This window comes from Leptospira yanagawae serovar Saopaulo str. Sao Paulo = ATCC 700523, assembly GCF_000332475.2.
GTDB lineage: Bacteria > Spirochaetota > Leptospiria > Leptospirales > Leptospiraceae > Leptospira_A > Leptospira_A yanagawae.
Genome location: NZ_AOGX02000024.1, coordinates 46,474 through 68,398, shown reverse-complemented (window position 1 = coordinate 68,398; position 21,925 = coordinate 46,474). Strand labels below are relative to the sequence as shown.

The 21,925-nt window shown below is 37.3% G+C and carries 19 protein-coding genes; 11 read left to right on the top strand and 8 right to left on the bottom strand.

Features of this window, described 5'->3' with window-relative positions; genetic code table 11:
• Window positions 1-12 precede the first annotated feature (12 nt).
• Window positions 13-1,431 (top strand): UDP-N-acetylmuramate--L-alanine ligase, encoded by a 1,419-nt coding sequence (murC, locus tag LEP1GSC202_RS11970; RefSeq protein WP_015678198.1) that lies wholly within the window; start codon window positions 13-15, stop codon window positions 1,429-1,431.
• Window positions 1,432-1,448: 17 nt separating this feature from the next.
• Here murC and LEP1GSC202_RS11965 read toward each other — a convergent pair whose 3' ends face one another.
• Genes LEP1GSC202_RS11965 through LEP1GSC202_RS11955 form a run of 3 tightly spaced genes read right to left on the bottom strand, consistent with a single transcriptional unit; the run spans window position 1,449 to window position 4,420 of the window.
• Window positions 1,449-2,546 (bottom strand): 5-(carboxyamino)imidazole ribonucleotide synthase, encoded by a 1,098-nt coding sequence (locus tag LEP1GSC202_RS11965; protein ID WP_015678399.1) that lies wholly within the window; start codon window positions 2,544-2,546, stop codon window positions 1,449-1,451.
• A complete protein-coding gene (gene purE, locus LEP1GSC202_RS11960; RefSeq protein WP_015678055.1) occupies window positions 2,543-3,052 on the bottom strand; it encodes a 5-(carboxyamino)imidazole ribonucleotide mutase in 510 nt (169 codons plus the stop codon). Before purE ends, LEP1GSC202_RS11965 begins: the two co-directional genes overlap by 4 nt.
• Before the next feature lie 30 nt (window positions 3,053-3,082).
• Window positions 3,083-4,420: a UDP-N-acetylmuramoyl-tripeptide--D-alanyl-D-alanine ligase gene (locus LEP1GSC202_RS11955; protein WP_244147720.1), complete on the bottom strand. Its 1,338-nt coding sequence runs from the start codon at window positions 4,418-4,420 to the stop codon at window positions 3,083-3,085.
• Window positions 4,421-4,514: 94 nt separating this feature from the next.
• On the opposite strand from LEP1GSC202_RS11955, the gene LEP1GSC202_RS11950 reads away from it, so the two are divergent.
• The 3 genes from LEP1GSC202_RS11950 to LEP1GSC202_RS11940 are packed head-to-tail and all read left to right on the top strand — an operon-like array spanning window position 4,515 to window position 7,772.
• Complete coding sequence (locus LEP1GSC202_RS11950; RefSeq protein ID WP_015678329.1) at window positions 4,515-5,555, top strand: Gfo/Idh/MocA family oxidoreductase; 1,041 nt, start codon at window positions 4,515-4,517, stop codon at window positions 5,553-5,555.
• On the top strand, window positions 5,552-7,186 hold the full coding sequence (locus LEP1GSC202_RS11945; protein ID WP_015678250.1) for an ABC1 kinase family protein: 1,635 nt from the start codon (window positions 5,552-5,554) through the stop codon (window positions 7,184-7,186). The genes LEP1GSC202_RS11950 and LEP1GSC202_RS11945 overlap by 4 nt, the downstream gene beginning before the upstream one ends.
• 25 nt (window positions 7,187-7,211) lie before the next feature.
• Window positions 7,212-7,772, top strand: a complete 561-nt coding sequence (locus tag LEP1GSC202_RS11940) for a lipoprotein signal peptidase (protein ID WP_015678144.1) — start codon at window positions 7,212-7,214, stop codon at window positions 7,770-7,772.
• A gap of 164 nt (window positions 7,773-7,936) precedes the next feature.
• Here the strand turns inward: LEP1GSC202_RS11940 and LEP1GSC202_RS11935 are convergent, their stop codons facing one another.
• Window positions 7,937-8,647: a carbon-nitrogen hydrolase family protein gene (locus LEP1GSC202_RS11935; protein WP_015678324.1), complete on the bottom strand. Its 711-nt coding sequence runs from the start codon at window positions 8,645-8,647 to the stop codon at window positions 7,937-7,939.
• Complete coding sequence (locus LEP1GSC202_RS11930) at window positions 8,647-10,578, bottom strand: hypothetical protein (RefSeq protein WP_015678162.1); 1,932 nt, start codon at window positions 10,576-10,578, stop codon at window positions 8,647-8,649. Before LEP1GSC202_RS11930 ends, LEP1GSC202_RS11935 begins: the two co-directional genes overlap by 1 nt.
• Before the next feature lie 113 nt (window positions 10,579-10,691).
• On the opposite strand from LEP1GSC202_RS11930, the gene LEP1GSC202_RS11925 reads away from it, so the two are divergent.
• From LEP1GSC202_RS11925 to LEP1GSC202_RS11915, 3 genes are read left to right on the top strand one after another with little or no spacing between them, the layout of a single operon-like run.
• Complete coding sequence (locus LEP1GSC202_RS11925; RefSeq protein ID WP_015678032.1) at window positions 10,692-11,480, top strand: AAA family ATPase; 789 nt, start codon at window positions 10,692-10,694, stop codon at window positions 11,478-11,480.
• A 1-nt stretch (window position 11,481) separates the two neighbouring features.
• Window positions 11,482-12,684: a vWA domain-containing protein gene (locus LEP1GSC202_RS11920; protein ID WP_015678409.1), complete on the top strand. Its 1,203-nt coding sequence runs from the start codon at window positions 11,482-11,484 to the stop codon at window positions 12,682-12,684.
• 60 nt (window positions 12,685-12,744) lie between these two features.
• Window positions 12,745-14,091: a PrsW family glutamic-type intramembrane protease gene (locus LEP1GSC202_RS11915; protein WP_015678400.1), complete on the top strand. Its 1,347-nt coding sequence runs from the start codon at window positions 12,745-12,747 to the stop codon at window positions 14,089-14,091.
• A 16-nt stretch (window positions 14,092-14,107) separates the two neighbouring features.
• Here the strand turns inward: LEP1GSC202_RS11915 and LEP1GSC202_RS11910 are convergent, their stop codons facing one another.
• On the bottom strand, window positions 14,108-15,106 hold the full coding sequence (locus tag LEP1GSC202_RS11910) for an LB_137 family protein (protein WP_015678339.1): 999 nt from the start codon (window positions 15,104-15,106) through the stop codon (window positions 14,108-14,110).
• 126 nt (window positions 15,107-15,232) lie between these two features.
• On the opposite strand from LEP1GSC202_RS11910, the gene LEP1GSC202_RS11905 reads away from it, so the two are divergent.
• Both LEP1GSC202_RS11905 and LEP1GSC202_RS11900 read left to right on the top strand, forming a co-directional pair.
• Window positions 15,233-16,750: a SpoIIE family protein phosphatase gene (locus tag LEP1GSC202_RS11905; protein WP_015678349.1), complete on the top strand. Its 1,518-nt coding sequence runs from the start codon at window positions 15,233-15,235 to the stop codon at window positions 16,748-16,750.
• A complete protein-coding gene (locus tag LEP1GSC202_RS11900) occupies window positions 16,747-18,303 on the top strand; it encodes a tetratricopeptide repeat protein (RefSeq protein ID WP_015678103.1) in 1,557 nt (518 codons plus the stop codon). Before LEP1GSC202_RS11905 ends, LEP1GSC202_RS11900 begins: the two co-directional genes overlap by 4 nt.
• Before the next feature lie 15 nt (window positions 18,304-18,318).
• Here LEP1GSC202_RS11900 and LEP1GSC202_RS11895 read toward each other — a convergent pair whose 3' ends face one another.
• Both LEP1GSC202_RS11895 and LEP1GSC202_RS11890 read right to left on the bottom strand, forming a co-directional pair.
• The gene (locus tag LEP1GSC202_RS11895) at window positions 18,319-18,642 is read right to left on the bottom strand and encodes an STAS domain-containing protein (RefSeq protein ID WP_015678390.1); all 324 of its coding nucleotides are present in this window, start codon (window positions 18,640-18,642) and stop codon (window positions 18,319-18,321) included.
• A gap of 110 nt (window positions 18,643-18,752) precedes the next feature.
• Window positions 18,753-18,932, bottom strand: coding sequence for a hypothetical protein (locus LEP1GSC202_RS11890; RefSeq protein WP_039929030.1), 180 nt, complete (start codon window positions 18,930-18,932; stop codon window positions 18,753-18,755).
• Window positions 18,933-19,039: 107 nt separating this feature from the next.
• Here LEP1GSC202_RS11890 and LEP1GSC202_RS11885 point away from each other — a divergent pair, with 107 nt between their 5' ends.
• Together LEP1GSC202_RS11885 and LEP1GSC202_RS11880 are read left to right on the top strand one after the other, a co-directional pair.
• Window positions 19,040-21,148 (top strand): GGDEF domain-containing phosphodiesterase, encoded by a 2,109-nt coding sequence (locus LEP1GSC202_RS11885; RefSeq protein ID WP_015677990.1) that lies wholly within the window; start codon window positions 19,040-19,042, stop codon window positions 21,146-21,148.
• Complete coding sequence (locus LEP1GSC202_RS11880; RefSeq protein ID WP_015678297.1) at window positions 21,145-21,921, top strand: M48 family metallopeptidase; 777 nt, start codon at window positions 21,145-21,147, stop codon at window positions 21,919-21,921. The genes LEP1GSC202_RS11885 and LEP1GSC202_RS11880 overlap by 4 nt, the downstream gene beginning before the upstream one ends.
• Window positions 21,922-21,925: the final 4 nt, after the last annotated feature.

The following is a 21,925-nucleotide window of genomic DNA, read 5'->3' as shown; positions in this document are numbered from 1 at the left end:
AACTTGTAACGAGTGAAAGGCCCCATTTTATTTTTAGGAATCGGCGGAAGTGGGATGTCAAGTCTTGCCCATATGAGCATCGACTTACACATTCCAGTCATCGGTTATGACAAAAAAAGTTCAGAAACAACTGATTTTTTAAAAGAACGTGGTTGTACCATTTACCATTCAGTTGCAGAAATCCCTTTGGAAGGTATCGAAATGGTAGTGTATAGTTCAGCGATCAATGATAAACACAAAGATGTTTTTGCTACGATCAAAGGACTCGGCATTCCTTTACAACATCGATCTGAGTTTATGCATTTACTTGTCTCTAGGCAAAAATCCATTTCTGTTGCCGGTAGCCATGGAAAAACATCCACAACTACTATGGTTTCCCAAATTCTAACAGAGAAGGGATTTGATCCGACCATCATGATTGGTGGTGATACCAGTTTACTACAAAAACGTGGGGGGAAAATCGGTTCCGGAAATTATGCTGTTTATGAATCGGATGAATCGGATGGAACCTTTCTTGGGCATAAGGCTTTTTATAGACTACTTACCAATATTGACAATGACCATCTTGACTATTACCAAACTCGAGAAAGATTAGAAGAAGCATTTTTTGCGTACATGGGATTTCAATCACCAGGTGATACCATTCTCTTTTGTGGTGACCCAGGGATTCAATCCGTATTGCAAACCAAACACGATGCTTTGTCGTTCCATCCTGAGTTCCATTTAAGTCTCTTAGTTTCGGATGAAATCGTAAAAGAAGATTGGTTTCAAAATTTGCAAAATAAATGGAAAAATCAAATCACAACAGTTCTCTATCAATTGGGAAAAGACGAAATCAATTTTCAATTAGCGAATAAAACCTATCGTTTAACATTGCCATACCCAGGAGTGCATTACCTTACTAATGGACTTGTGGCAGTGACTTGTGCTTTTAGGATAGGTATCAATCCTTCTGATTCCATACAAATCCTTTCTCGTTACATTGGAGTGAAACGACGTCAGGAAATTTTAGGCAAATGGACGGAAGTGACCGTGATAGATGATTATGGCCACCATCCAACGGAAATCAAAATGGTCATCAATTCCTTGAAGGAAAAACAAGGAGAAAAGGGTAATCTCCATGTGCTCTTCCAACCCCATCGTTTTACGAGAACTAAATTATTATTAGAAGATCTCGCAACATCTTTGTTAAATGCAGACTTTTTATATTTACTACCAATTTATTCGGCAGGAGAAACTCCAATACCTGGAATTAGTTCGATGAGTTTTTTGCCTTTTTTGAATTTGAATCCTCCAACAATGTTAAGTGGTGATTTAAATTCAGATTTAGAAACAATAAAACGAAATCTTAAACCAGGGGATATCCTTTTGTGTTTAGGGGCAGGGAATGTGAGGGACTGGGGTGTGAGTTTAATCAACAATCGTGTTTGAAAGTCATTCCACTCGGTTTAAAGTTCATGAAAGAGGGGATTTACTTCTTCTAAATTTCCTTTAAAGTTCATATGGCCCATTTTTCTACCTGGTTTTGCATCCTCTTTCGCATACAAATGGAGCCGGTAGCGATCATCTTTTAATAATTCATTTGCATTGTTTAGACTTTCTTCATAGGCATTGCCCAGTATGTTTTTCATCAGAGTGGGTTTTGGCCGAACATCTGTTGGAGGAAGTTTTCCTGTAATGGCTTGTACATGCAAATAAAACTGTGAAAAACTTTGACAATCTTGTGTGTAATGACCTGTATTATGAGGTCTTGGCGCAAACTCATTCAAATACAATGTATTGTCTTTTAAAAAGAACTCAACTCCCATTGTTCCAACATAATGCAATGATTCAGCAAGTTTGGATGCCATTTCAATTGCTTCCAAATTTAAACTGACTGGAATTCGTGCAGGAAAAATAGAAAGATCTAATATATGATCTTTATGTTCGTTTTCAACTGCTCCGTAACAAACAATGTCACCATTTTGGAAACGAGTGAGGATGATGCTGATTTCTTTTTGAAAAGGAATCACTTCCTCAATTAAGTATTCAGAAGCTTCGGATGGAAACGCTGATGTTAAAAATGTTTCGTATTCCGATTTATTTTTGATTTTGACTTGGCCTTTGCCATCATAACCAAAACGTAATGTTTTGATGATCCAAGGGAATTCAATCGCCACTTCAATTTGCGAGGTTTTTTTTGTAAGATGAAAGAATTCTGCTGTACGAAACCCTAATTTCCGGAAATGGGATTTTTCTAAATACCGGTCTTGAGCAATGATCAATGCCTTTGGCGGAGGGAACACCTTAACTACGGTTTGTTCCCCTAAGTATTCCAATGTCGTTTTTGGTATGTTCTCAAATTCAAAACTAAGGACATCCACTTTGTCTAAAAATGTTTTGAGTTCTTTATGAGATTCGTAAGGTGCAATCGTCACTTTTGCTCCCACTTTTTCCGATGGAGAATTGGAATCGGGAGAAAAACTATAAAATCCATACCCAAGTGGAATGGCCTCCAAACACATCATTTGGCCAAGTTGGCCAGATCCCAAAACACCGATTTTCATTTGGATTCCATAATCAATTGGTCATTTTTGGAAAGTGCTGCAATTCGGTTGGAATTTGCATACTCTTCCAGTTTTTTCGTTAAGTTAGGATGAGTGATCGAAAGAATTCTTACAGCCAGAAGGCCTGCATTGGCAGCGCCACTGGTGCCAATCGCAAGTGTACCAACAGGAACACCTTTTGGCATTTGGACAATAGAAAGTAAACTATCCATTCCATTTAAAGATTTCGACAGCACTGGAACACCTAATACTGGCAAGGTGGTAAGTGATGCTGTCATTCCCGGTAGGTGGGCAGCACCTCCCGCTCCAGCAATGATAACTCCAAATCCATTGTTTTTTGCATTTTTTGCAAACTCAAACATCCGTTCGGGTGAACGGTGAGCCGAGACAATTTCTTTCTCAAATGGAATACCAAATTCAGTTAAGATCTCACATGTTTCTTTCATGGTATCCCAATCAGAATAGGAGCCCATAATCACGGCAACTTTTGGTATTTGGTTTGTCATACGTTGAATCTAAAAAAGCCTCTCTCCCTTTCAACCTTTAAATGTTTGGAGTTCTGATACGATTTCTTCCATTTTCATCGAACGTGAACCCTTTACGAGGATGACACTCTGTTTTGGAATTTCTGTTTTGATATAATGAATGAGCGCATTTTTTTCCAAAAAATGTTTACTTCCCCTAACTTGTTTTACCATCGGAAGAGTTTCTTCACCTAATCCAAGTAAAATTCCTTTTCCAATTTGATTTAGTTCCTTTCCAATCTTTTCGTGGTAGTACTTTGAAAATGTACCTAATTCCTTCATGGTTCCAAGAACCCATACAATCTCTTTCTTCTCTGCAAATTGTAAACAGGCATCTATGCTCGAAGACATAGATTCTGGATTCGCATTATAACAATCATCAATGATGGTATAATATCCTTTTAAGATATTTAAACGTTTATTTGGACTTTTGTAGGAAGTAATTGTTTTTAAGATATGGATTTTAGGAATGGCAAAATAGTTTCCGACCGCAAGCATTCCTCTCACATTGCTCAACAATTTTTGTCCTGGGATATTCCATGGGATCAATTCATTGTTCCAAGAAAGGATGAATCCATTTTTTTTAACAGAATTCACTTTCAGTTCAGGTTGTTTGGAATGTTTCCAGATCACAAGGTTTCGTTTGGATTGTTTTGTCCTTACCTTGGCACGTTCTAAAAATTCTAAATCGTCAGGTACAAAAAGAACGCCTCCGGTTCTAAGGCATGAGATGATATCAATTTTTTCTTCCGCAATATTCTTCCTGGATTTCAGGTTTTCAATATGAGCAGATCCAATATTGGTAATGAGAGCATGGGTAGGTTCCGCAATTTGCGAAAGTTTTTTGATTTCGCCTCTGTGGTTCATTCCCATTTCACAAATGACAACTCGGGTGTTTTCCGTGATCCGAAACAAAGTGAACGGAACCCCAATTTCATTATTATAGTTTTTTTCCGTAACAACAAGTGATTTTGGATTTAAAAAACCAAAAAGCCCACCTAACAAATCCTTGGTTGTGGTCTTTCCAGAAGAGCCGGTGATGGCAATGAGAACAGGTGAAAAACGATTTCTGTGGTAGTTTGCTAGAGTTCCTAATGCTTGCAGAGTATCTTTCACAAAGATGGCTTTTTTATGTTCAGTTATGGGTAAATCCTTAAGGATGGGGTGATTGGGTTCACATAAAAAACCTGTGGCACCGTTTTTTAAAGCATCCAAAATAAACTCATGACCATCTCGTTCTCCACGTAAGGGGACAAAAACTGTATTTTTTTTGATCTCTCTTGAAGAGGTGGAAATCCATTGGAATTTTGGGTTCGAAGGATTTTCCCAATCAGGTTTCGAGGAAAACAAACTTAGAATAGTTGACAGGGAATATTCAAATGGTGCGATCATAGCTTCTAAGCCAGATTTTCGGATGAAAGATAGATTTTAAAGAAAAACTTACATGAAACCTCGCAAAATCAATGTGATTCTCATCGGCTTAGGAAGGATTGCCTCTAAACTAGAAAAAGATCCATACCGAAAAAAACCATGCACTCATATGGGAGTGATTTCTTCCCATTGGGGGAAAAAGAATTTCAACTTTGTATCTGGATATGATACAAAGTCCGATGTCTGTGATGAATTTGCAAATACTTGGAAGGTAAAAACAAATCGATTGCCAACGGAACTACCTCCTGGATTTGAATTTCCGAAAGTGGACCTAGCGATTGTAGCCACTCCCAGTCCAACTCATCCATTTCTTGCAAAACAATGTATGGAATCTGGAATCAAACATATACTCATCGAAAAACCTGTGGCAATGGATGCAAAACAAGCAAAATCGTTAGAAAAAATGGCAAAAGCAAAAGGATGCAAACTTTGGATCAACCACGAGAGGAGATACCATCCCAGTTATTTATTTGTCAAAAAGGAATTGGAAAAAGGAAGTTTTGGAGATTTGAAATCAATCAGAGCTTCGGTTTTTACCTCAGCGAAAAACCCGGGCATCGCATTTTCTAAGTTTGGTGGCGGACCATTATTGCATGACGGAACACATGCTGTCGATTTAATCCACTGGTTAGTTGGAAAACCCAAACTCATCCATTCTTCCTTGGAACGTCCTAAAAAAGGAATCGTGGAAACAAGAGCTTTTGCAAATTTTAGAACACAAAACCAAGTGGAAATCTGTTTGGATGTATCAGGTGGGCGTGATTACTTCCAATTTGAACTTGATCTTCATACCGATTCTCATCGTATCATTTGTTCCAATGATGGGTTCCAATTCTTTCAAGCCATGCCTTCTCGATTGTACAAAGGTTTTCACAGTTTGAAGTCTTTTGTTCCAAAAGGATTTCCTAAACCAGAAGTTTCCAATGCCTTTTTAGGTATTTATTCTGAAATTGTGAGTGTGATCCAAGGTGAGTCAGAACATATGGAAGGAACCATCGGAGATAATGTGCAAATATTAGAAAGTATTGAATCCATTTATAGGTTTTCGAAATGAAGACACAACAAAATCGTTCGATTTCCATTTATTCTTTTGTAATCAAAACCTATTTTCAATACTTCGTTTTATCAAAAATTTCAAAACGTATTCTATCAAAAGAAAACTACCAATTAAAAAGAATCCAGTTTCTAAAAAAGAAAGGGATCGAAACCAAACATCTTTTTTTCCAATTAGGTGGTGTTTACATCAAAATTGGTCAATTCCTTAGCAATTTATTCCACATCCTTCCAGAAGAATACTTATGGGAGTTACAAGATTTACAGGATAAAATCCCTCCAAGAGATTTTAATGAAATCAATGCTAGGTGGGAAAAAGATTATGGTAAATCGTTACACCAAATTTTTGATTCTTTAGATACAAATTCTTATGCCAGCGCCTCAACAGCACAAGTCCATATTGGTTATTACCAAGAAAAAAAAGTAGCCATCAAAACTCTTTACCCTGGCATCGAGGAAACAGCAAAATCCGATTTAAAGACGATATCAAAAGTGATTTGGTTTGTGGATCGATTTGTTGTAAAAATTTCAGGTAAAGAAGTAGTTGAACAATTACAATCGATGATCCATGCGGAACTTGACTTAAGATCCGAACTTAAAAATTTAAAAATCCTAAAACAATTGTTTGCACTTGAAAAAGATTTTTACATTCCTAATCCCGTAGAAGAATATTGCAACCGCCATACACTTGTGACTGAGTTTGTGGAAGGGAAAAAAATTTACGAACTGGAGTTAGATTTAACACCAACGAAACGAAGTCCTCAGTTGGAAAAATTGATCAGAGCCTATATCCTAATGATCTTTGAGTATCGTTTTTTTCACGCTGACCCACATCCTGGCAATTTGATATTTATGGAAACGGGAGAACTCTGTTTGATTGATTTTGGAGCTGTTCAATCCATTTCAGAAGAAGAAACTCAAATTTTGGAACGAATTTTAGTAGGAGCCATGCGCAAAGACTACCATCTCGTATCGGAATCATTGGTAGCACTAGGTGCCGTAACAGGTTCCTTGTCCAAAGAAGAATTAACACAAATTGTAAAGTATTCCCTAGAAAAATTAAACCGAATACTAGCCGATACCAATCACTTCCGAAACTTAAGTTTTGATACCTTAAAACCTGGTGAAGACTTACGATTTTTAAAAGAAATTCAAGTCAGTTTGAAACGACTTTTATCAAGTTTAAAACTCCCACCAAATTTTCTAAGTTTGCACCGAGTGCTCGCCTTATTACTTGGAAACTCCTCTTATTTAGATCCATCCCGTTCCATGATTGAATACGCGGAAAAACCTTTTTCCCAAATTGTATTAAAAGGTAGTAGCTTCAAACGCCTTTGGAAGGATGAAGGGGAAGAATTTTTAACCAGTTTATTTTCTTTGCCAAAAGAACTAAATGAGTTCCTCTACAAATGGAACCGAGGCGAATTTACAAACCAGGACCTCATAAAAACTGATGAACTTAGATTGAAAGAAATTTTCACTTTTGGTGTGCTCGGGTCATTATTTTTCTTTTTTGGAATGTATTATGCGGAAAAATTCTGGAAAGAACCAAGCATAATATTTTATATACTATCAGGACTTAGTTTTTGGTCACTTGCCAAATCGAGTCTAAGTTATTGGAAACAAAAATAAACGGAAAAATTCAAACACCATCTTTATGAAATTACCAAACACTCCCTTTTTTTCAGTATTTAAGCCTGGTTATTTGGCATTTGTTGCTTTTGGGCTATTTTTAGACTTACTTACAAAATACATCATCATTATAAAAATGTCTGCAGACGAAAGTATCCCAGTCCTTGGTGACTTCTTTCGACTTTCTCTTACATTTAACACAGGTTTTGTTTTCGGACTCTTCCAAGACAATGCTTTACCTTCACTCTTTGCGACAGGATTTGCGATTGTATTTTTGATCTTTTACAGATGGCAAAACTCAGATTTAGGGAATGTATGGGGATGGAATTTTGTAATGGCTGGTGCCTTCGGAAATTTTATTGATAAGTTTTTTGTGAAAATCCCTGGGAGTGGATTTCGTTTTGGATTCACACCGGAAAAACCAGGGATAGAATTCATAGGAGTTGTTGACTTTTTGGATTTTGATTGGCCAAACTTCTTACTCTTTACCAGGTGGCCTGCATTTAATGTCGCAGACTCTTGTGTTTCAATTGGAATTGTTATTTTACTCTTTACCATGGACTGGAAAGAGATGGATAAAAAATAACCAAAGAAACGAATTTACTCAGTTACACCTTTCCCTTTCGTCCCTTTGGCATTGGAGTTCTTACCAAAGGGAAACCTGCATTGGTTTGCATTTAAAACTACAATGATACTTCTAAATATTGTATTTAACTTTCAAACCAGTAAAAATCTAAGTAAAAATTTTTTCTAAAGTAAATAACTTCTCATCACATTAACGGAAAGTGTTTTGAAAACATCTTTGTCTTCTTCCACTTTACCTACCTTCCAATTGATCCCAGAAGGAGAAGCATACAAACTTCGTGCAGGAATGCTATCAGAAGGTCCGCATACCCTAATTAGGTGGATGTTTTTTGTTTTTGCCAAAGTTTCGTAAAAATTTAGGTCATCTTCATAGGTTCTCTCATTGCGAGAGGTATCCAGATGGAAAATAATTTCGATATTCTCTTTTTGGAATTCTTCCCAAATGGATTGATTATTTAAATCGTCTCCGAGTAACACTCCAAATCGTAAACCACCCATAATGAATATGGACTCCGTTGTTCCAGGTTTGGTACCTAAATCAAGTTCTGGATTTGGTGTCTTTTTCTCATAAAAATCAACAAGAACTAACGATTGTACAATGGGAAGGGCAGAAACCAATTTTCCTTCCTCATTCGTTCGGTAGTGGCTACCACCAAGGATCACACCTGAAAACTTTTCTGAGATTTCTAAAAGGTGGTCTTGGTATTCCTTTTCGTGTTTTGAGGCATCGGAAGGATTGGCACTTTGGAAAAAATGGGGATACCCTTCCGGAAGCAGTAAAAAATGAGCCTTACTTTGTTGGATTTTAGAAATTTCGTCAGGAGTGAATCGTTTGTGAAGGTTCTTTTGGTAAATTGCGATTTTGATGACTGCCATTAAAAAGGATTTCCTGTGGGTAGTATGTCATCATCAGAAAGATCATCCAAACTGTCATTTGTTTGCTCTTCCAAAGAAGAACTCTCATCCGTTGCCATTGGAGCCGCCGATTTGTTTTCTTCAGCAGAAGTTTCCAATTTTGGATCTCCATCCAGTTCAGATGCATCGGGAGAATCTGATTCTTTTGCAGTTTCTATATCAACCCCAAAGGATGATTTCATCTGTTCAGGTGTGAGTTCCACAAGTCCACCAAAAAGGTCGCCGGTTTCAATTCTGTCATGGAGGGCAAGTAGGTAACAATATGCTTCCATAATGCATTGTTTCACTGGTTTCTTATTCAGTCGCTTCCTCGACTCCATGGAATCCAAAGTTAAAACATCGTTCATGTTCGCGACAATTTCCTTTTTACCCTTCATATCTTTGATGAGGGTAAGGAGCGCATCTCTCGATTTCAAACTAAAGTCTTTAATGGCCATACGAACTGTCCTAGATTGTCCTGTCCTTTTCTGTTCAATCCCAGTCAGTTTTTTGGAAGCTTCGATGTAGTTGGCACCAGGGTTTGCTTTATGTTTTTCTAATTCCCTTAAAATATCATGGTAAATGCGAAATTGGTCAATGATGGTGCGAGTACTTTCATATATATCTAACATCTTTTGCCTATAGTCCACTTTTACACCGTTAATCGAACCAGGTTTGATATCGATTTTTTTTGTGGTCATTACAAAAGAGTATTCATCATCAAATTCATAAAAATAAAATAGAGAAAGTAAGGCTTTGTCCGCATCTGGAATATTTGCATATTCATTTTTTGGATCAAATTTTTTACGTAACTTAGGAATGGAATACATCTGCATCAAACGTAATCCGTAAGCTTGTTCTTTGGATAAAGGTATTTCTTCTTCCTTTTTTTCTTCATCCTTGGCGGCTTTCTCTGCTTCTTTTTCTTCTTTGGTTTCTACCTGTTTGCCACCAGGAACATTTTCGCCAGATTTACGTTGCCCCGGTTTTTCTTCAGGTGTAATACCCAATAGGTTTTCCATATAACGAGAAATAAGTGGGATATTTTTGTTTTCAGCCCTTATGACCACAAGATACAACCGATCAAAAAAACCATCAAACAAAGTATCAATTTCCTGTAATACTTTACGTTTTTTATTGGCATAAATGAGGGCAGGTTTCCCCTCTAACTTCTGTAATTCGTCATAGGCCTGAGAAAAAGATTTTTTTAATGTTTCTTGGTATGGATAAAGGATGTACATCCTTTTAAACAAAGAATAAATCTGGTTTTTTACCCTTTCAATTGCCACAGGAGACTCAGGTGCGGTCATGATGGGCTCTGTAATGTCTGTTAACTCAGGGCCATTGTATAGTTTTTGACCCATAGCAAGTAATTCAACGAGAAGGGGATTGATGCGATCGAGTGCTTTACTGAGTTGAGGTGAATACTGTTGGTTTGCGAGTAACTCATTGCCACTGTATTGTAATTCGATAAGGGCTTGTTTGGCACGAATGGAAAAATCATGCATGAACTTAGGGGTGAGATCACTGGATCCAAATGGTGTGACTCGGGCTAACCAACATTTAAGTTTGATGGAAAAACGAGCGGTAAAGCTACTGATCTCTTTTTCATATTGGGCTTTGGAATCAATTTGTGATTTTGTAGCATTGGCATCATCTTTAGAAGGACTCCTTCCTGCTGCAGAACCCGCCCCTCGACTTCCAGAACGACTTTCATCCCCACCTCGGGAAACGGTGCCTTGTCTGACCTTTGGCTCAGGTCGACTTTTCCTTCCGTCATCTTCCTTAGCAGGAGTTTTCTCTTTGATGACTTCGCCACCTGCGCTTTTAAACTTATTGAACATATCCTTTCTTTGAGAATCGTCCAGTTTGCCAACGCCAATGGCTCGTTTGGTATTATCGAAATCGCCCATAGTTTTATTATCGTTCCAATTTCTCACTATAGGAAGAGAAGTTTCTTTCAAAAAGCAATTTTTAGTAGATTCCCCCGTTTTTCGAAAAAGATTGGAGTCCAAAAGGAAAAGACATGGCAGATTATATCCTATCAGAAGACTTAAAAGAAGCGGTTCAAGTGGCAGAGATCACAAAACGCCCACTCCTTTTGAAAGGGGAACCAGGCACCGGTAAAACTCTCCTTGCAAGTTTCCTTGCCGAATCCAAAAAACTGCCTTTTTACCGATGGCATATCAAATCCACAAGCCTAGCAAAGGAAGGATTGTACTTTTATGATGCTGTTTCCAGGCTAAATGACTCAAGGTTTCCCGAGGAAGAAGCAATGCACCGTGTACGTGATGTTAAAAACTACATTCGGTTAGGTGCCCTCGGAGAAGCATTTTTACAACCCAACAAATCAGTGGTACTCATCGATGAAATCGATAAGGCGGACATTGAGTTTCCCAATGACCTTTTACTCGAATTAGACAAAATGGAATTTTTTATCCCAGAAACAAAGGAACACATAGTAGCAAAAGAAAGACCCATTGTCATCATCACTTCCAATAATGAAAAAGAGTTACCAGATGCGTTTCTAAGGCGTTGTATTTTCCATTACATTGAGTTTCCCAAACGTGAATCCATGAAAGAAATTATAAAAGCCCATTACCCATCCATCGAAACGGAGTTTATGGAAAAAGCGCTCGCCATGTTTTATTCCATTCGTAAAATTGAGAGCCTTAGAAAAAAACCGTCTACAAGTGAATTACTGGATTGGATCCAAGTTTTGCTGGTTTCTGGTGAGACATTGGAATCAAGTAAAATCCCATTTGCAGGCACTTTATTTAAATCAGAAGAAGATTACAGAGTGTACTTAAACTAAAATGTTTTTGGATTTTTTTTACAACCTGCGAAAAGAAACAGTTCCTTGTTCCACAGGGGAACTCATCGCGTTTTTAGAAACAATCAGAAAACTCACCGATCCAACTGGTTACATCAGTTTAGACCAATTGTACCGTGTGGGACGACTCAATTTTGCAAAAGATTTAAAACATTATGATGCCTATGACCTTGCTTTTGGAAAAACCTTTGGGAGTTGGAAAGAACAAAGGATCGAGTTTCGTGACTTATTATTTGAATGGTTAGAAGAAAACGTCCCTAAAGATCTGTCTCCTGAACAAAAAGATAATGCACCTAACATGAGTATGGATGAGGTGATTGAGGAATTAAAAAAACGCCTTAAGGAACAAAAAGAACGTCATGATGGCGGCAGTAAATGGGTAGGGACCGGAGGAACAAGTCCCTTTGGAAACTCAGGATTCAATCCGAATGGCCTCTCCATTGGTGGGAATACAGAAGGGCAAGGCAATCGTTCTGGGGTAAGTATTTGGAATGAAAGGAAATACAAAGCGTACCGAGAAGATGAAATTTTAGACACACGTTCCATCCAAGTGGCGTTAAAAGAACTTCGATTTTTGAAAAAAGAAGGCAAACGCGAGTTACATGTTGACAAAACCATCGATAAAACTTGTGAGAATGGCGGTGAAATTGAGCTCGTTGAAGAAAGGGAAAGGAAAAACTCATTACGATTGGTTCTTGTCATGGATATCGGAGGCAGTATGACACCTCACTCTGACAGGGTGAGCCAACTATTCAGTGCCAGTCGGGGTTTGTATCATTTTAAGGAAGTGCACCACTATTACTTTCATAATATCTTTCATGAATACCTTTATGAAAATCATGAGTTTCAATCCAGAATTTCCTTAAAACATTTTGAAGAAAAATTTCGCAAAAACACAAAACTCATTTTTGTGGGTGATGCCTATATGGCCCCCTACGAACTTTTGGGAACTCCATACAATATCTATGCCTACCATTCCCATACCAAGGAAGAGAAGGAGAAAAAAGCCAAAAGTGGTTTGGAATGTTTGAAAGAACTTGTGGGTTATTTTCCTGATTCGATTTGGTTAAACCCAGAACCAAAACGATTTTGGGGAGCACTTACCATTGAAGCGATTGAAGATGTCGTACCAATGTTTCCCCTCACGATCGAAGGTTTACGAAAAGCAGTCAAACGATTGGTTTAGTGCACTAAAATCAGTTGTTTTGATTCATTTTCCGAATTTGACTTGTCGTTAATTAAGTAAATGTCCATACAAATATCCATTCCAAGTCTGGTCATTTTCCTAATCAATATCTGTACCTTGGCATTTTATTATTCCTTTTATCGCTTTCATTTTTACCGATTTACGGAAGGATTTTTACAATACACGGCGCTTGCGTTCTCTTTGTTCAGCGCAGGATTTGCCATTGCAATCCAAGCTCTTTTTTTACATTTCCTACCAAACGTTGGTGTTCTTTGGAATTCATTTTTTCTTTCTTCCTTCGTTGAAGAATTTGCAAAATTACTCGGGATCTATTTATTCTTTAGTAAAAACCAAGATGAGTTCACCGTAACCGATGGCATCTTTTATGGCCTTGTCCTTGGTGGAGGATTTGGGCTTGTGGAAAACATTTTGTATTTTATCAATACTGGTTTATGGTCCCAAGTATTACGTTCCATCACAGCCCTGCCCATCCATATGATGAATGGGGGACTTGTGGGTGCATTTACGATGATGTTTTTGTTTCACAAAAACCCTGTATTCAAATGGGGAAATTTAATCACCGGATTTTTTGTCTGTGTTTTCATCCACGGTCTTTATAACCTTTCATTGTTCCAAGAAATTGACCTACTTGTCATTTTACCCATTTGTATCCTCACCTTGTTTTTTATGTTGGAACTTACGATTGCCAAATCGAGAATCCTTGTCCCAGGTCAGATCCTTAAACTGATGGATATGAGTATGGAGGAGTATGAAATTTTGAGTCGGCACAACCGACATGAAGGTTGGATTCAAAATGTACAAAAACATATTTCCACATCAGGAATTCGGTTATTCCAGTACCCTAACTTACGTCATACGATCTTAACAATATTTTTTTTGATACCAGGAATATTATCAATTTACCTTTTGTATGAATCACCGGAATGGATTTCTAGAAAGTTTCCAGATCTTATCTTACAAGATTATTTTGCATTATTTGTGATGTATCCAATTGTATTATCATTGATGTTCTTTTTTGTTGGGATTCTCAATCCGTATTTTTTTAGGGATCGGATGCTTGCGGTTCCATTATTTAGTTCAGTGGATATGCATGTAGGTGAAAAAGAAGAAAACTCAGCGATTTTTCACATCACAGCGAATATGTTTTATCTCCCTACCTCTCAAAATTTTCCTAAAAATACAGAGGCCATTTTTGATTTATGGATTGGACTTAATTGTTTTTCGGGACTTCCAGGCAAAATTTTATGGAGTCGGGAAAACGAAGAGGGGAATTGTGGAGTGATGTGCCAACTGGAATCAATTCCTTTTTTATTCCTTTTGCAATGGAATTTTTTACGATTCAAACAAAATTTAAAAAATTTATTTTTAAGAAAAGTGCAAGTTTAACTCATTCCATGTGCAATTAAAATGAAGTTTCAAAACTCAAACCATAATGAAGAGATTCATTCGGATAAGACTGTGTTTTTGTTGTAAAGATGGAATAAGAGTTGGTTCTCCAATCCAAAATTGGTTTCATATAGACTGCTTGGGAATTTTCTTTCCCTGAATCCCTTTGGCCTAAGTAAAAACTATCGAGGAAACTATATGCTAAAACAGATGCAAACACAGCGGCATACATCGTAAATCTTTGTCTATGAAAATCATAACGATCATTTCCAAGTGTATTCGAAACTAAAAAAACGCGCCCGTCACCAGTGGGTATGTATTCAACGTCTTGGTTGATTGCTTTTACGGACATATTGTACTCATATGCCATCCCGAATCCCGAGACAAGGGCTGTTCCAAATAGAAAAATAGCTTTCCCATATCGTTTTTCTGAAATGGAAGTGTAACCAGGAATCACTTTTGGTGTCTCTTCTTTGATTACTTTGGCAATGATTGATTTGTTTTGGTATTCATAGGAAACAAATTCCAAAATATCGGCAGTCTCTAATCGTTTATCCTCGGTCTCAATCGTCATCTTTCCCCGATCCAGAGACTTATATAGTCCTGAAACTTCTTTGGATTTAAAATTCCATTTTCCCCTAACACCAATTTGGATGTAACGGTCCACGGGAAGGCCTGATTCTGCAGTGACCTTTAGGTTTGAAATTTTTTTTAAGGGAACAGTTTCCAGTTCTAACGGGCTACTTTTTTTGGAAAAACTGGCATTGGTTTTGTTGAGACGTGTGAGGATCAAATCACAGTCTTCGACTCCGAAGGTTTTATAATCGGCACAAGTTGGCAATCCATCATACCCCACATCGATTCCCAAAACCTCTTCGTTGAGAAATTTGTATTTTTTCCCTTGGTCCACCCATTCGACGTGGGTCGGGGTCACATTTTGTACCTTTCCATTCAGTACTTCCCCCGATTTCAATCGTATTTTATCAGCAGAGAGGGACTGAAAAACTAATAACATTCCGCTGAGGAAAATCGGGAGTCCAAACTCATAAATCTTTGCTATGTGGATCTTTAAAACCAATGGAAAATCTCAAATTTGTGATAGATTTCTATCACTTGATTATCGACAATACTAGTAATTGCCGTGAACAAAAGCAAAACCAAAACGACGAATTCCTTACGCTTTAAGATTGGACTCTTTTATTCTCTCTTAGCCTTCTTAAATATCATCTTTTTTACCGTGATGATATTTGAAAATCAGTCCGATTTGCTTTTAAAGAACTTCCAATTCCAATCGGAAAATTTGGCAAATACCATCCTCACCGACATCCAAACGATTGGACTCACTGGTGAAAGAGACGAAAGTTTTGAGGTATTCAGAAAAACACTCAAACTTTACGAAATCACAGAATTTTCTTTTTTTGATACAGAAGGAAAGGCAATCCAATCGGAACCTGAATCTGATCTTTCAAAAATTTCCATACCTGAAACTGTTTTAAAAAAAACAAAAGAAGTATCTTCCGATAAAGAAGGCAATTTATTCAAAGCTCGTTACAGTTTGGATTTAAATGAATCTGATTTCACAGTAAACTTTTTATTACCAATTCGATTGTCCGATGGTAGGGAAGTTTTTTTATTCACTCATTTTAATATTTCATCCATCCAAGACAGATTAAAACAATTGTACATACAAGTGGGTTATGCTGTGATTTGGGGAGTTTTTTTCCATATCATATTTGCTATATTGGTTTATCGTGCCATCTTTAAACGTGTTGGCGCATTGGAAGTCGCTTCTAAAGAAATGGCAACCGGTAATTTAGAGTCAAGGGTGAATTGGAATTTTAAAAGTAATGATGAGTTAGATAGTTTAGGAAACTCCTTTAACCTCATGGCAGAGGAAATCCAGAACAAAGTAACAACGATTACACGACTAAACCAAGAAATCAACCAAGAACTTCAAATTGGTAAGGAAGTACAAGAACTTTTTTTACCATCAGTTAAAAAGTATAAAAAGTTTAACATTGGTAAATTATACAGACCCATGAGAGAAGTATCAGGGGATTTATACCAATACTTCCATGTCCCTGAACAAAATTTTTATGGATTTTTCTTAGCAGATGCTTCTGGTCATGGAGTTTCTGCTGCACTTGTAACGGTTGTTATGGCGATGTCTTTACAATCGATCATGAAAGAAAACCCAGCTCCCATTCACGCAATCAATTCATTGGGAGAGGTAATAGCCAATAGGTTACAAGCATCCTTTTTTGCAACAGGTGTATTTGTTATTTTTGATGAACCTGGTGTGGTGAAGTTTGTAAATGCTGGCCACAATGCACCATTTATCATTCGACCTTCCACAAAGGAAGTGCGTTTTATCGATAGTTCTGGGCCACCACTTGGAATGGGAGATGATATCCAATATACCTTAGAATCCTTTCCTGTACTTCCAGGAGATAAAATCATTTTATACACAGATGGTGTTGTGGAAACCCCGATCAAAGAAGGTGGACTTTTTGGTTTAGAGAGGTTTACAGAAATTGTATTAGAAAACATCCATTTGACAAACGCAGAAATCGTTGAAAAAGCTATGGCAGTTTTGGATGAAAAACATGAAGAATATAAGGATGATGTAACAATGCTTGTCCTTGATGTACCGGAATGAAAAAGTTTTTTTTATTCTCAATTTTTGGCTTCCTATTTTGTTTTTTTGCCTTGGCCTCTGATGCCATCGTCAGCGTAAAACTCCAGGAACTACGATTTGGAATTTTGCGTGACCAACTGATGAATTATGAACTTTCTTCGCAAACTTTGCGAGAACGTTTGAAACAAATGTTTTTATCGAAAGATGATTACATGACAGAAGTGAAAGTGAATATCTTGGAATCTGGAATTATGAATTCCGAAACTGAAGGTATGGATTTAAAAATGAGTTGGAAAGATCGTTTTGGACTTTTTGTGATCAATACGGTTCGATTTCTCAATTTAAAGTCACCACTCGAGTTAGAAGAACAACAAAAAACAATCATTCGTTTGCAGTTCGCTTTTTACATGGAAAGAACTAGGAAATATCCAATCGCTGCAAAAAAATACCAAGAATTGGAAGAGTCAATCACATCCACCTTATCCGATGAGATGGCTTTCACATTATTACATCATGGTTATTGCCTTGTGATGACGGGGGAACGAGAGAAGGCTTTTGTTAAGTTAAACAAAGCCATCGATTTATTCCCTGGTTCACATTATTCCGAAAATGCTTCGCTCCTGATTAGTTTTTTAGAGGATGGCGAAAAGAAAAAAGAAGAATTAAAATCTAAAAAGAAATCACCGGAAGAATTGGCTTATTCACTTTTCCAAAGTGGAGATTACGAAGAAACACTTCGCACATTAGAAAGTTTACCAGTACTTACCAATGATCAATCTTATATCAAAGCAAGGTCTATGGAGGAACTTGGTAAAACTTCCAACGCCGTAAAAGAATACATTCAACTCGTAAAACAAAAGGAAAATAAAGAAGTCGCAATTCGAGCCAATAGACGATTGTTACTCATTGGAAATTTTTACCAAGAAAACAAATCCCTTGTTGCCTTTTCTAAAGAAGAAGCAAATAAATTAGGGGATGCAAAAGCGGCTGAAAATATCGAAGAAGGAAAAACCTTAGTTCTAAAACCTGTTATCATCGAAAAAATTCTCAAAACCGAATCCACCGGCAATTTAACGACAGAAGAAACAAAAGAATTAAATCAAATCAAAGATGAAATCAAACTCTCATTAGAGGATTCGAAAGAAGAAACCAAAAACTTAGCTGCAGTTGTTTCGGAAGAAAAAATACCACTCCTACCGGAAACACCAGTGGCGGAAGAAACCAAAGTGGCAACCCAAAACAAACGCCCAATCGCGGAAAAACAAGAAAACAACCTTCCGATCAAATTGAAAGTGAAACTGAGAGATGGGAGGGAAGTTGTCTGTGAAGAGGTTCTCATCGAAGGAAAACTTGCCAATCTCAAATTGGGTAGTTTTGGACTCAATGTTCCCTACGACTTGATTGTATCCGTGCGGTCTACCAATCCCAAAAAAGGGAAAATCAAATTGGGAATAGGAAGTGGCATTGCGGGTGAGTCAAACCAATGGAACCAAAATCAGAGTGGAGATTGGGTATTTCCATCGGCAGAGGAGAATCCAGTGGCCCGAGCCGAAGTGAAATTCTTTCGGCTCTAATGGAAATGGAAATGTTTAAGGAAGTTCGCCTTCGCTGCCTAAAATCGTGAAAAATTTGTCCAAACTGGAAAGTTTTAAGATTACCATCACATCTTGGCTCACATTCAAAAGGAAAAATTGACCTTCTTCAGACTTGAGTTTCTTTTGCAAATTGGCAAGTAAGGCGATTCCGGAAGAATCCAATAACTTAATATTGATCATATCAATTGCAACGGATTCTGCTCCATCATCTATAATTTTATGAAGCTCTTTTTTGAGTGCGGGTGCAGAATAAATATCGAGGGAACCCTCTAAGGTAACAACTGTATGATTTTTAACTTGTTTTGTTGTGAAATTCATTGAACTTCCTACTGGCACGTATACTATCTGTTTTTCATCTAATTTTGTAAAGAATTTTTGTAGAAACTCCTCCCTTGGGAGTCAGGAAGACAAATTTACTAGAAAAAACCCTAGTTTTGTAGTTTTTTTAAGACTAAGGTGATTGCCTGGTTGAATCCATCATATCCACCTTTATCATAGTCATTTAAATCTTTGTATTCTAAGTCACTCATTCCTAGAAGGAGTTTACGTAACTCTTGTTCTAAGTATTCCTTACGGATATAACTTGTTTCAAAAACCTTCGGGTGCACTGACCAATTTGACGAAATTAAAGGAAAATTTTGAATCTTTTTTCGGTTGAGATTTTTAGTTTTTTCCTTACAGTTTTCTAGGAAACAAAGCCGGTCCGGCATTCATAATGGCAAGTCCAATCAGTGTTTTAATTTTAGAAGACGACTCAAGTAGCGTTTTTGATTTAGTACGGGAGATGAAGGCCAATGGTCTCAGTCCTCTATACAGAGTGGTAGAGTCATTACAGAATTTTGAACTTACCGTTTTAGAGGAAGATTGGGATGCCATTATCTGTAGCACCCACGCTCCCTTTCAATTAGAAATTCCTCATTATCTAAAGTTTCTAAATGAAAAAAATTTAGACATCCCTGTGATATTATTAAGCGAACCTGAGGACTTTCATAAAAACCTAACATACATGAAGTCAGGTGTAAACGATATCATCGATAGAAAAACTCTTTTGCGTTTAACGGAAGTATTGGAAAGGGAAAGAAGGGAACTTGTCTATAGAAAAGAAAAAAACACAACAGAAACTTTTTTATACCAATCTCTCAAAGAAATCCAGTTACAAAAATTTGCTTTAGACCAAGCAAACAAAGTATCCATCACCGATGCAAATGGCATCATCACCTATGTAAATGATGCATTTGCAAAAGCCACGGGATACCAAAGTTTTGAGTTACTTGGACAAAACCATCGAATTCTCAAGAGTCAAAATAAATCCAAAGAGGAATGGGAAAAGATTTGGGAAACCATTCACAAGGGGAATGTTTGGCGTGGAGAAATCCTTAATACGAAAAAAGACGGAAGTATTTTTTGGGTGGATACTACCATTGTTCCCTTTATTGGTACTGATGGATCTGTATTCCAATACATTGCCATCCACCACGATATCACAGATCGTAAGTTAGCAGAAGAACAGTTAACACATGATGCATTTTACGATAATCTAACAGGTTTACCTAACAGAGCATTGTATCTTGCTCGAATCGAACAAAAAATTTTCACTTATAATATCAAAAAAGACGGATATCCGATTGTATTTTGCATCAATATAGACAATTTTAAAAGGATCAACCATTCTTTGGGTAATGAAGCGGGTGATCAAATATTAATCATTTTCGCTGAAAAGTTAAAACAATTCTCTGATAAAGATGCCATCATAACTAGGTTAGGTGCTGATAATTTTTCCATTCTAATGAATCATCTTTTATCGATAGAGGAAGCTGTTGATTATGCTTATCGATTGTTTGAATATTTAGGAGACCCAATCCCTCTTGCAGGATACGAAATTTATTTAACTGCCTCTTGTGGGATCTCGGCATTTGGACTCGGTGGAAAAGAAGCAGATGTTCTACTGCGGAATGCAGAGATTGCTATGTTCCATGCAAAATCCCAAAAAGTAGGGACGGTGGCAGTATTTAACCAAGCCATGCAGGAAAAAATTCATTTCCAATTGGAAATCCAAAATGATTTAAAAAAAGCTCTCAATCAAAATGAAATATCTGTTTTTTTTCAACCCATTCTTGATCTAAAGTCCAATCAAATTGGTCACTGGGAAGCGCTTGTTAGGTGGAGGCATCCACAGAGGGGTATGGTTTCTCCGGCTGAATTCATACCACTTGCAGAAGACTCAGGTTTAATTGTTCCAATCACTAGATTTGTTTTAGAACAAACAGCCAATGTCATAGAAGAGGTACAAATCAAAAAAGGATACCCGATTTCCATCGCCGTAAACCTGAGCCCGCAAGTATTTTACGACCAAAATATTTTCCATTGGATTGTAGATTTACACAAAAGAAGGAATATCCCGTATGCTTCTTTACAAGTAGAAATAACAGAAAGTTTAGCGATGAAAAACCTTTCTGAAACAGTACCAATTTTATCCAACTTAATTGATATTGGAGTTAAGGTTGCCTTGGATGATTTTGGTACAGGATTTTCTTCGTTATCTTATTTAGAAAAATTACCATTATCCATACTTAAAATTGATAAGTCATTTTTAAACAATGTCCATGTTGGATCAAAAGAAAGTTTTTTACTGGTCTCCATCATCAATATGGCACATGATTTAGGATACTCGGTTGTGGCTGAAGGTGTGGAAGAGTTAGAGCAACTTGAGCTTTTACAATCCTACCAATGTGATGAAATCCAAGGCTATTGGTTATCGAAACCAATCCCTTTTCCCGATATAATTCCATTTTTAGACCAATTTTACCAAAAGGAAACCTCATGAATCGAAGTTTGATTCTTTTATTGACTTTCACTTTCTTCTACCATTGTAGTACGTCACCAACTGGCAGAAAACAAATCATTCTGTTAAAAGATGATCAAATGAATGAAATGGGTAACGAAGCATTTGTGGATATGAAATCCAAAACTCCAATTGATAACCGATCCAATACGAATGCCTATGTGAATTGCATAGTGGATTCGCAATTGCAAGTGACAACTGACACAACGGGTGTCACTAAATGGGAAGTGGTTGTCTTCAAAGACAATACACCCAATGCCTTTGCTTTACCTGGTGGAAAAATTGGAGTTTTTACGGGTATGTTTTCTGTGGCAAAAAACAAAGACCAGTTAGCTGCTGTGATTGGTCATGAAATTGGACATGTCATTGCCCGCCATGGAAATGAAAGGGTGTCCCAAAACCAACTCACTTCCGGTGGTCTCAAAGTGTTAGAATCAATGGGAAAACCTGCTGTTGCGGGAGCTCTTGGAATGGGTGCGAAGTTTGGTGTTTTATTACCTTTTTCGAGAAAACACGAAACAGAAGCAGACTTAATTGGATTGGAAATTATGGCTAAATCAGGATTTGATCCAAGAGAAAGTGTCAATCTTTGGAAAAACATGAGTGCCATTAGTTCTGGCAAACCGAATGAACTTTTGTCCACACACCCTTCGGATGAAACAAGAATGAAACAGTTGAATGAAGCCATGCCAAAAGCAATGGCTTTGTATGAAACGGCTTTGCAGTCTGGTAAAAAACCAAACTGCCATTTATAAACGG

Bases quoted from the DNA above. Each gene is read 5' to 3' on its own strand.
- LEP1GSC202_RS11900 (WP_015678103.1), top strand. From the start codon at position 16,747: ATGAAAAAGTTTTTTTTATTCTCAATTTTTGGCTTCCTATTTTGTTTT.
- LEP1GSC202_RS11880 (WP_015678297.1), top strand. From the start codon at position 21,145: ATGAATCGAAGTTTGATTCTTTTATTGACTTTCACTTTCTTCTACCAT.
- LEP1GSC202_RS11885 (WP_015677990.1), top strand. From the start codon at position 19,040: ATGGCAAGTCCAATCAGTGTTTTAATTTTAGAAGACGACTCAAGTAGC.
- LEP1GSC202_RS11910 (WP_015678339.1), bottom strand. From the start codon at position 15,106: ATGTTATTAGTTTTTCAGTCCCTCTCTGCTGATAAAATACGATTGAAA.
- LEP1GSC202_RS11925 (WP_015678032.1), top strand. From the start codon at position 10,692: ATGGCAGATTATATCCTATCAGAAGACTTAAAAGAAGCGGTTCAAGTG.
- LEP1GSC202_RS11940 (WP_015678144.1), top strand. From the start codon at position 7,212: ATGAAATTACCAAACACTCCCTTTTTTTCAGTATTTAAGCCTGGTTAT.
- LEP1GSC202_RS11965 (WP_015678399.1), bottom strand. From the start codon at position 2,546: ATGAAAATCGGTGTTTTGGGATCTGGCCAACTTGGCCAAATGATGTGT.
- LEP1GSC202_RS11945 (WP_015678250.1), top strand. From the start codon at position 5,552: ATGAAGACACAACAAAATCGTTCGATTTCCATTTATTCTTTTGTAATC.
- LEP1GSC202_RS11915 (WP_015678400.1), top strand. From the start codon at position 12,745: ATGTCCATACAAATATCCATTCCAAGTCTGGTCATTTTCCTAATCAAT.
- LEP1GSC202_RS11950 (WP_015678329.1), top strand. From the start codon at position 4,515: ATGAAACCTCGCAAAATCAATGTGATTCTCATCGGCTTAGGAAGGATT.
- purE (WP_015678055.1), bottom strand. From the start codon at position 3,052: ATGACAAACCAAATACCAAAAGTTGCCGTGATTATGGGCTCCTATTCT.
- LEP1GSC202_RS11895 (WP_015678390.1), bottom strand. From the start codon at position 18,642: ATGAATTTCACAACAAAACAAGTTAAAAATCATACAGTTGTTACCTTA.
- LEP1GSC202_RS11920 (WP_015678409.1), top strand. From the start codon at position 11,482: ATGTTTTTGGATTTTTTTTACAACCTGCGAAAAGAAACAGTTCCTTGT.
- LEP1GSC202_RS11935 (WP_015678324.1), bottom strand. From the start codon at position 8,647: ATGGCAGTCATCAAAATCGCAATTTACCAAAAGAACCTTCACAAACGA.
- LEP1GSC202_RS11930 (WP_015678162.1), bottom strand. From the start codon at position 10,578: ATGGGCGATTTCGATAATACCAAACGAGCCATTGGCGTTGGCAAACTG.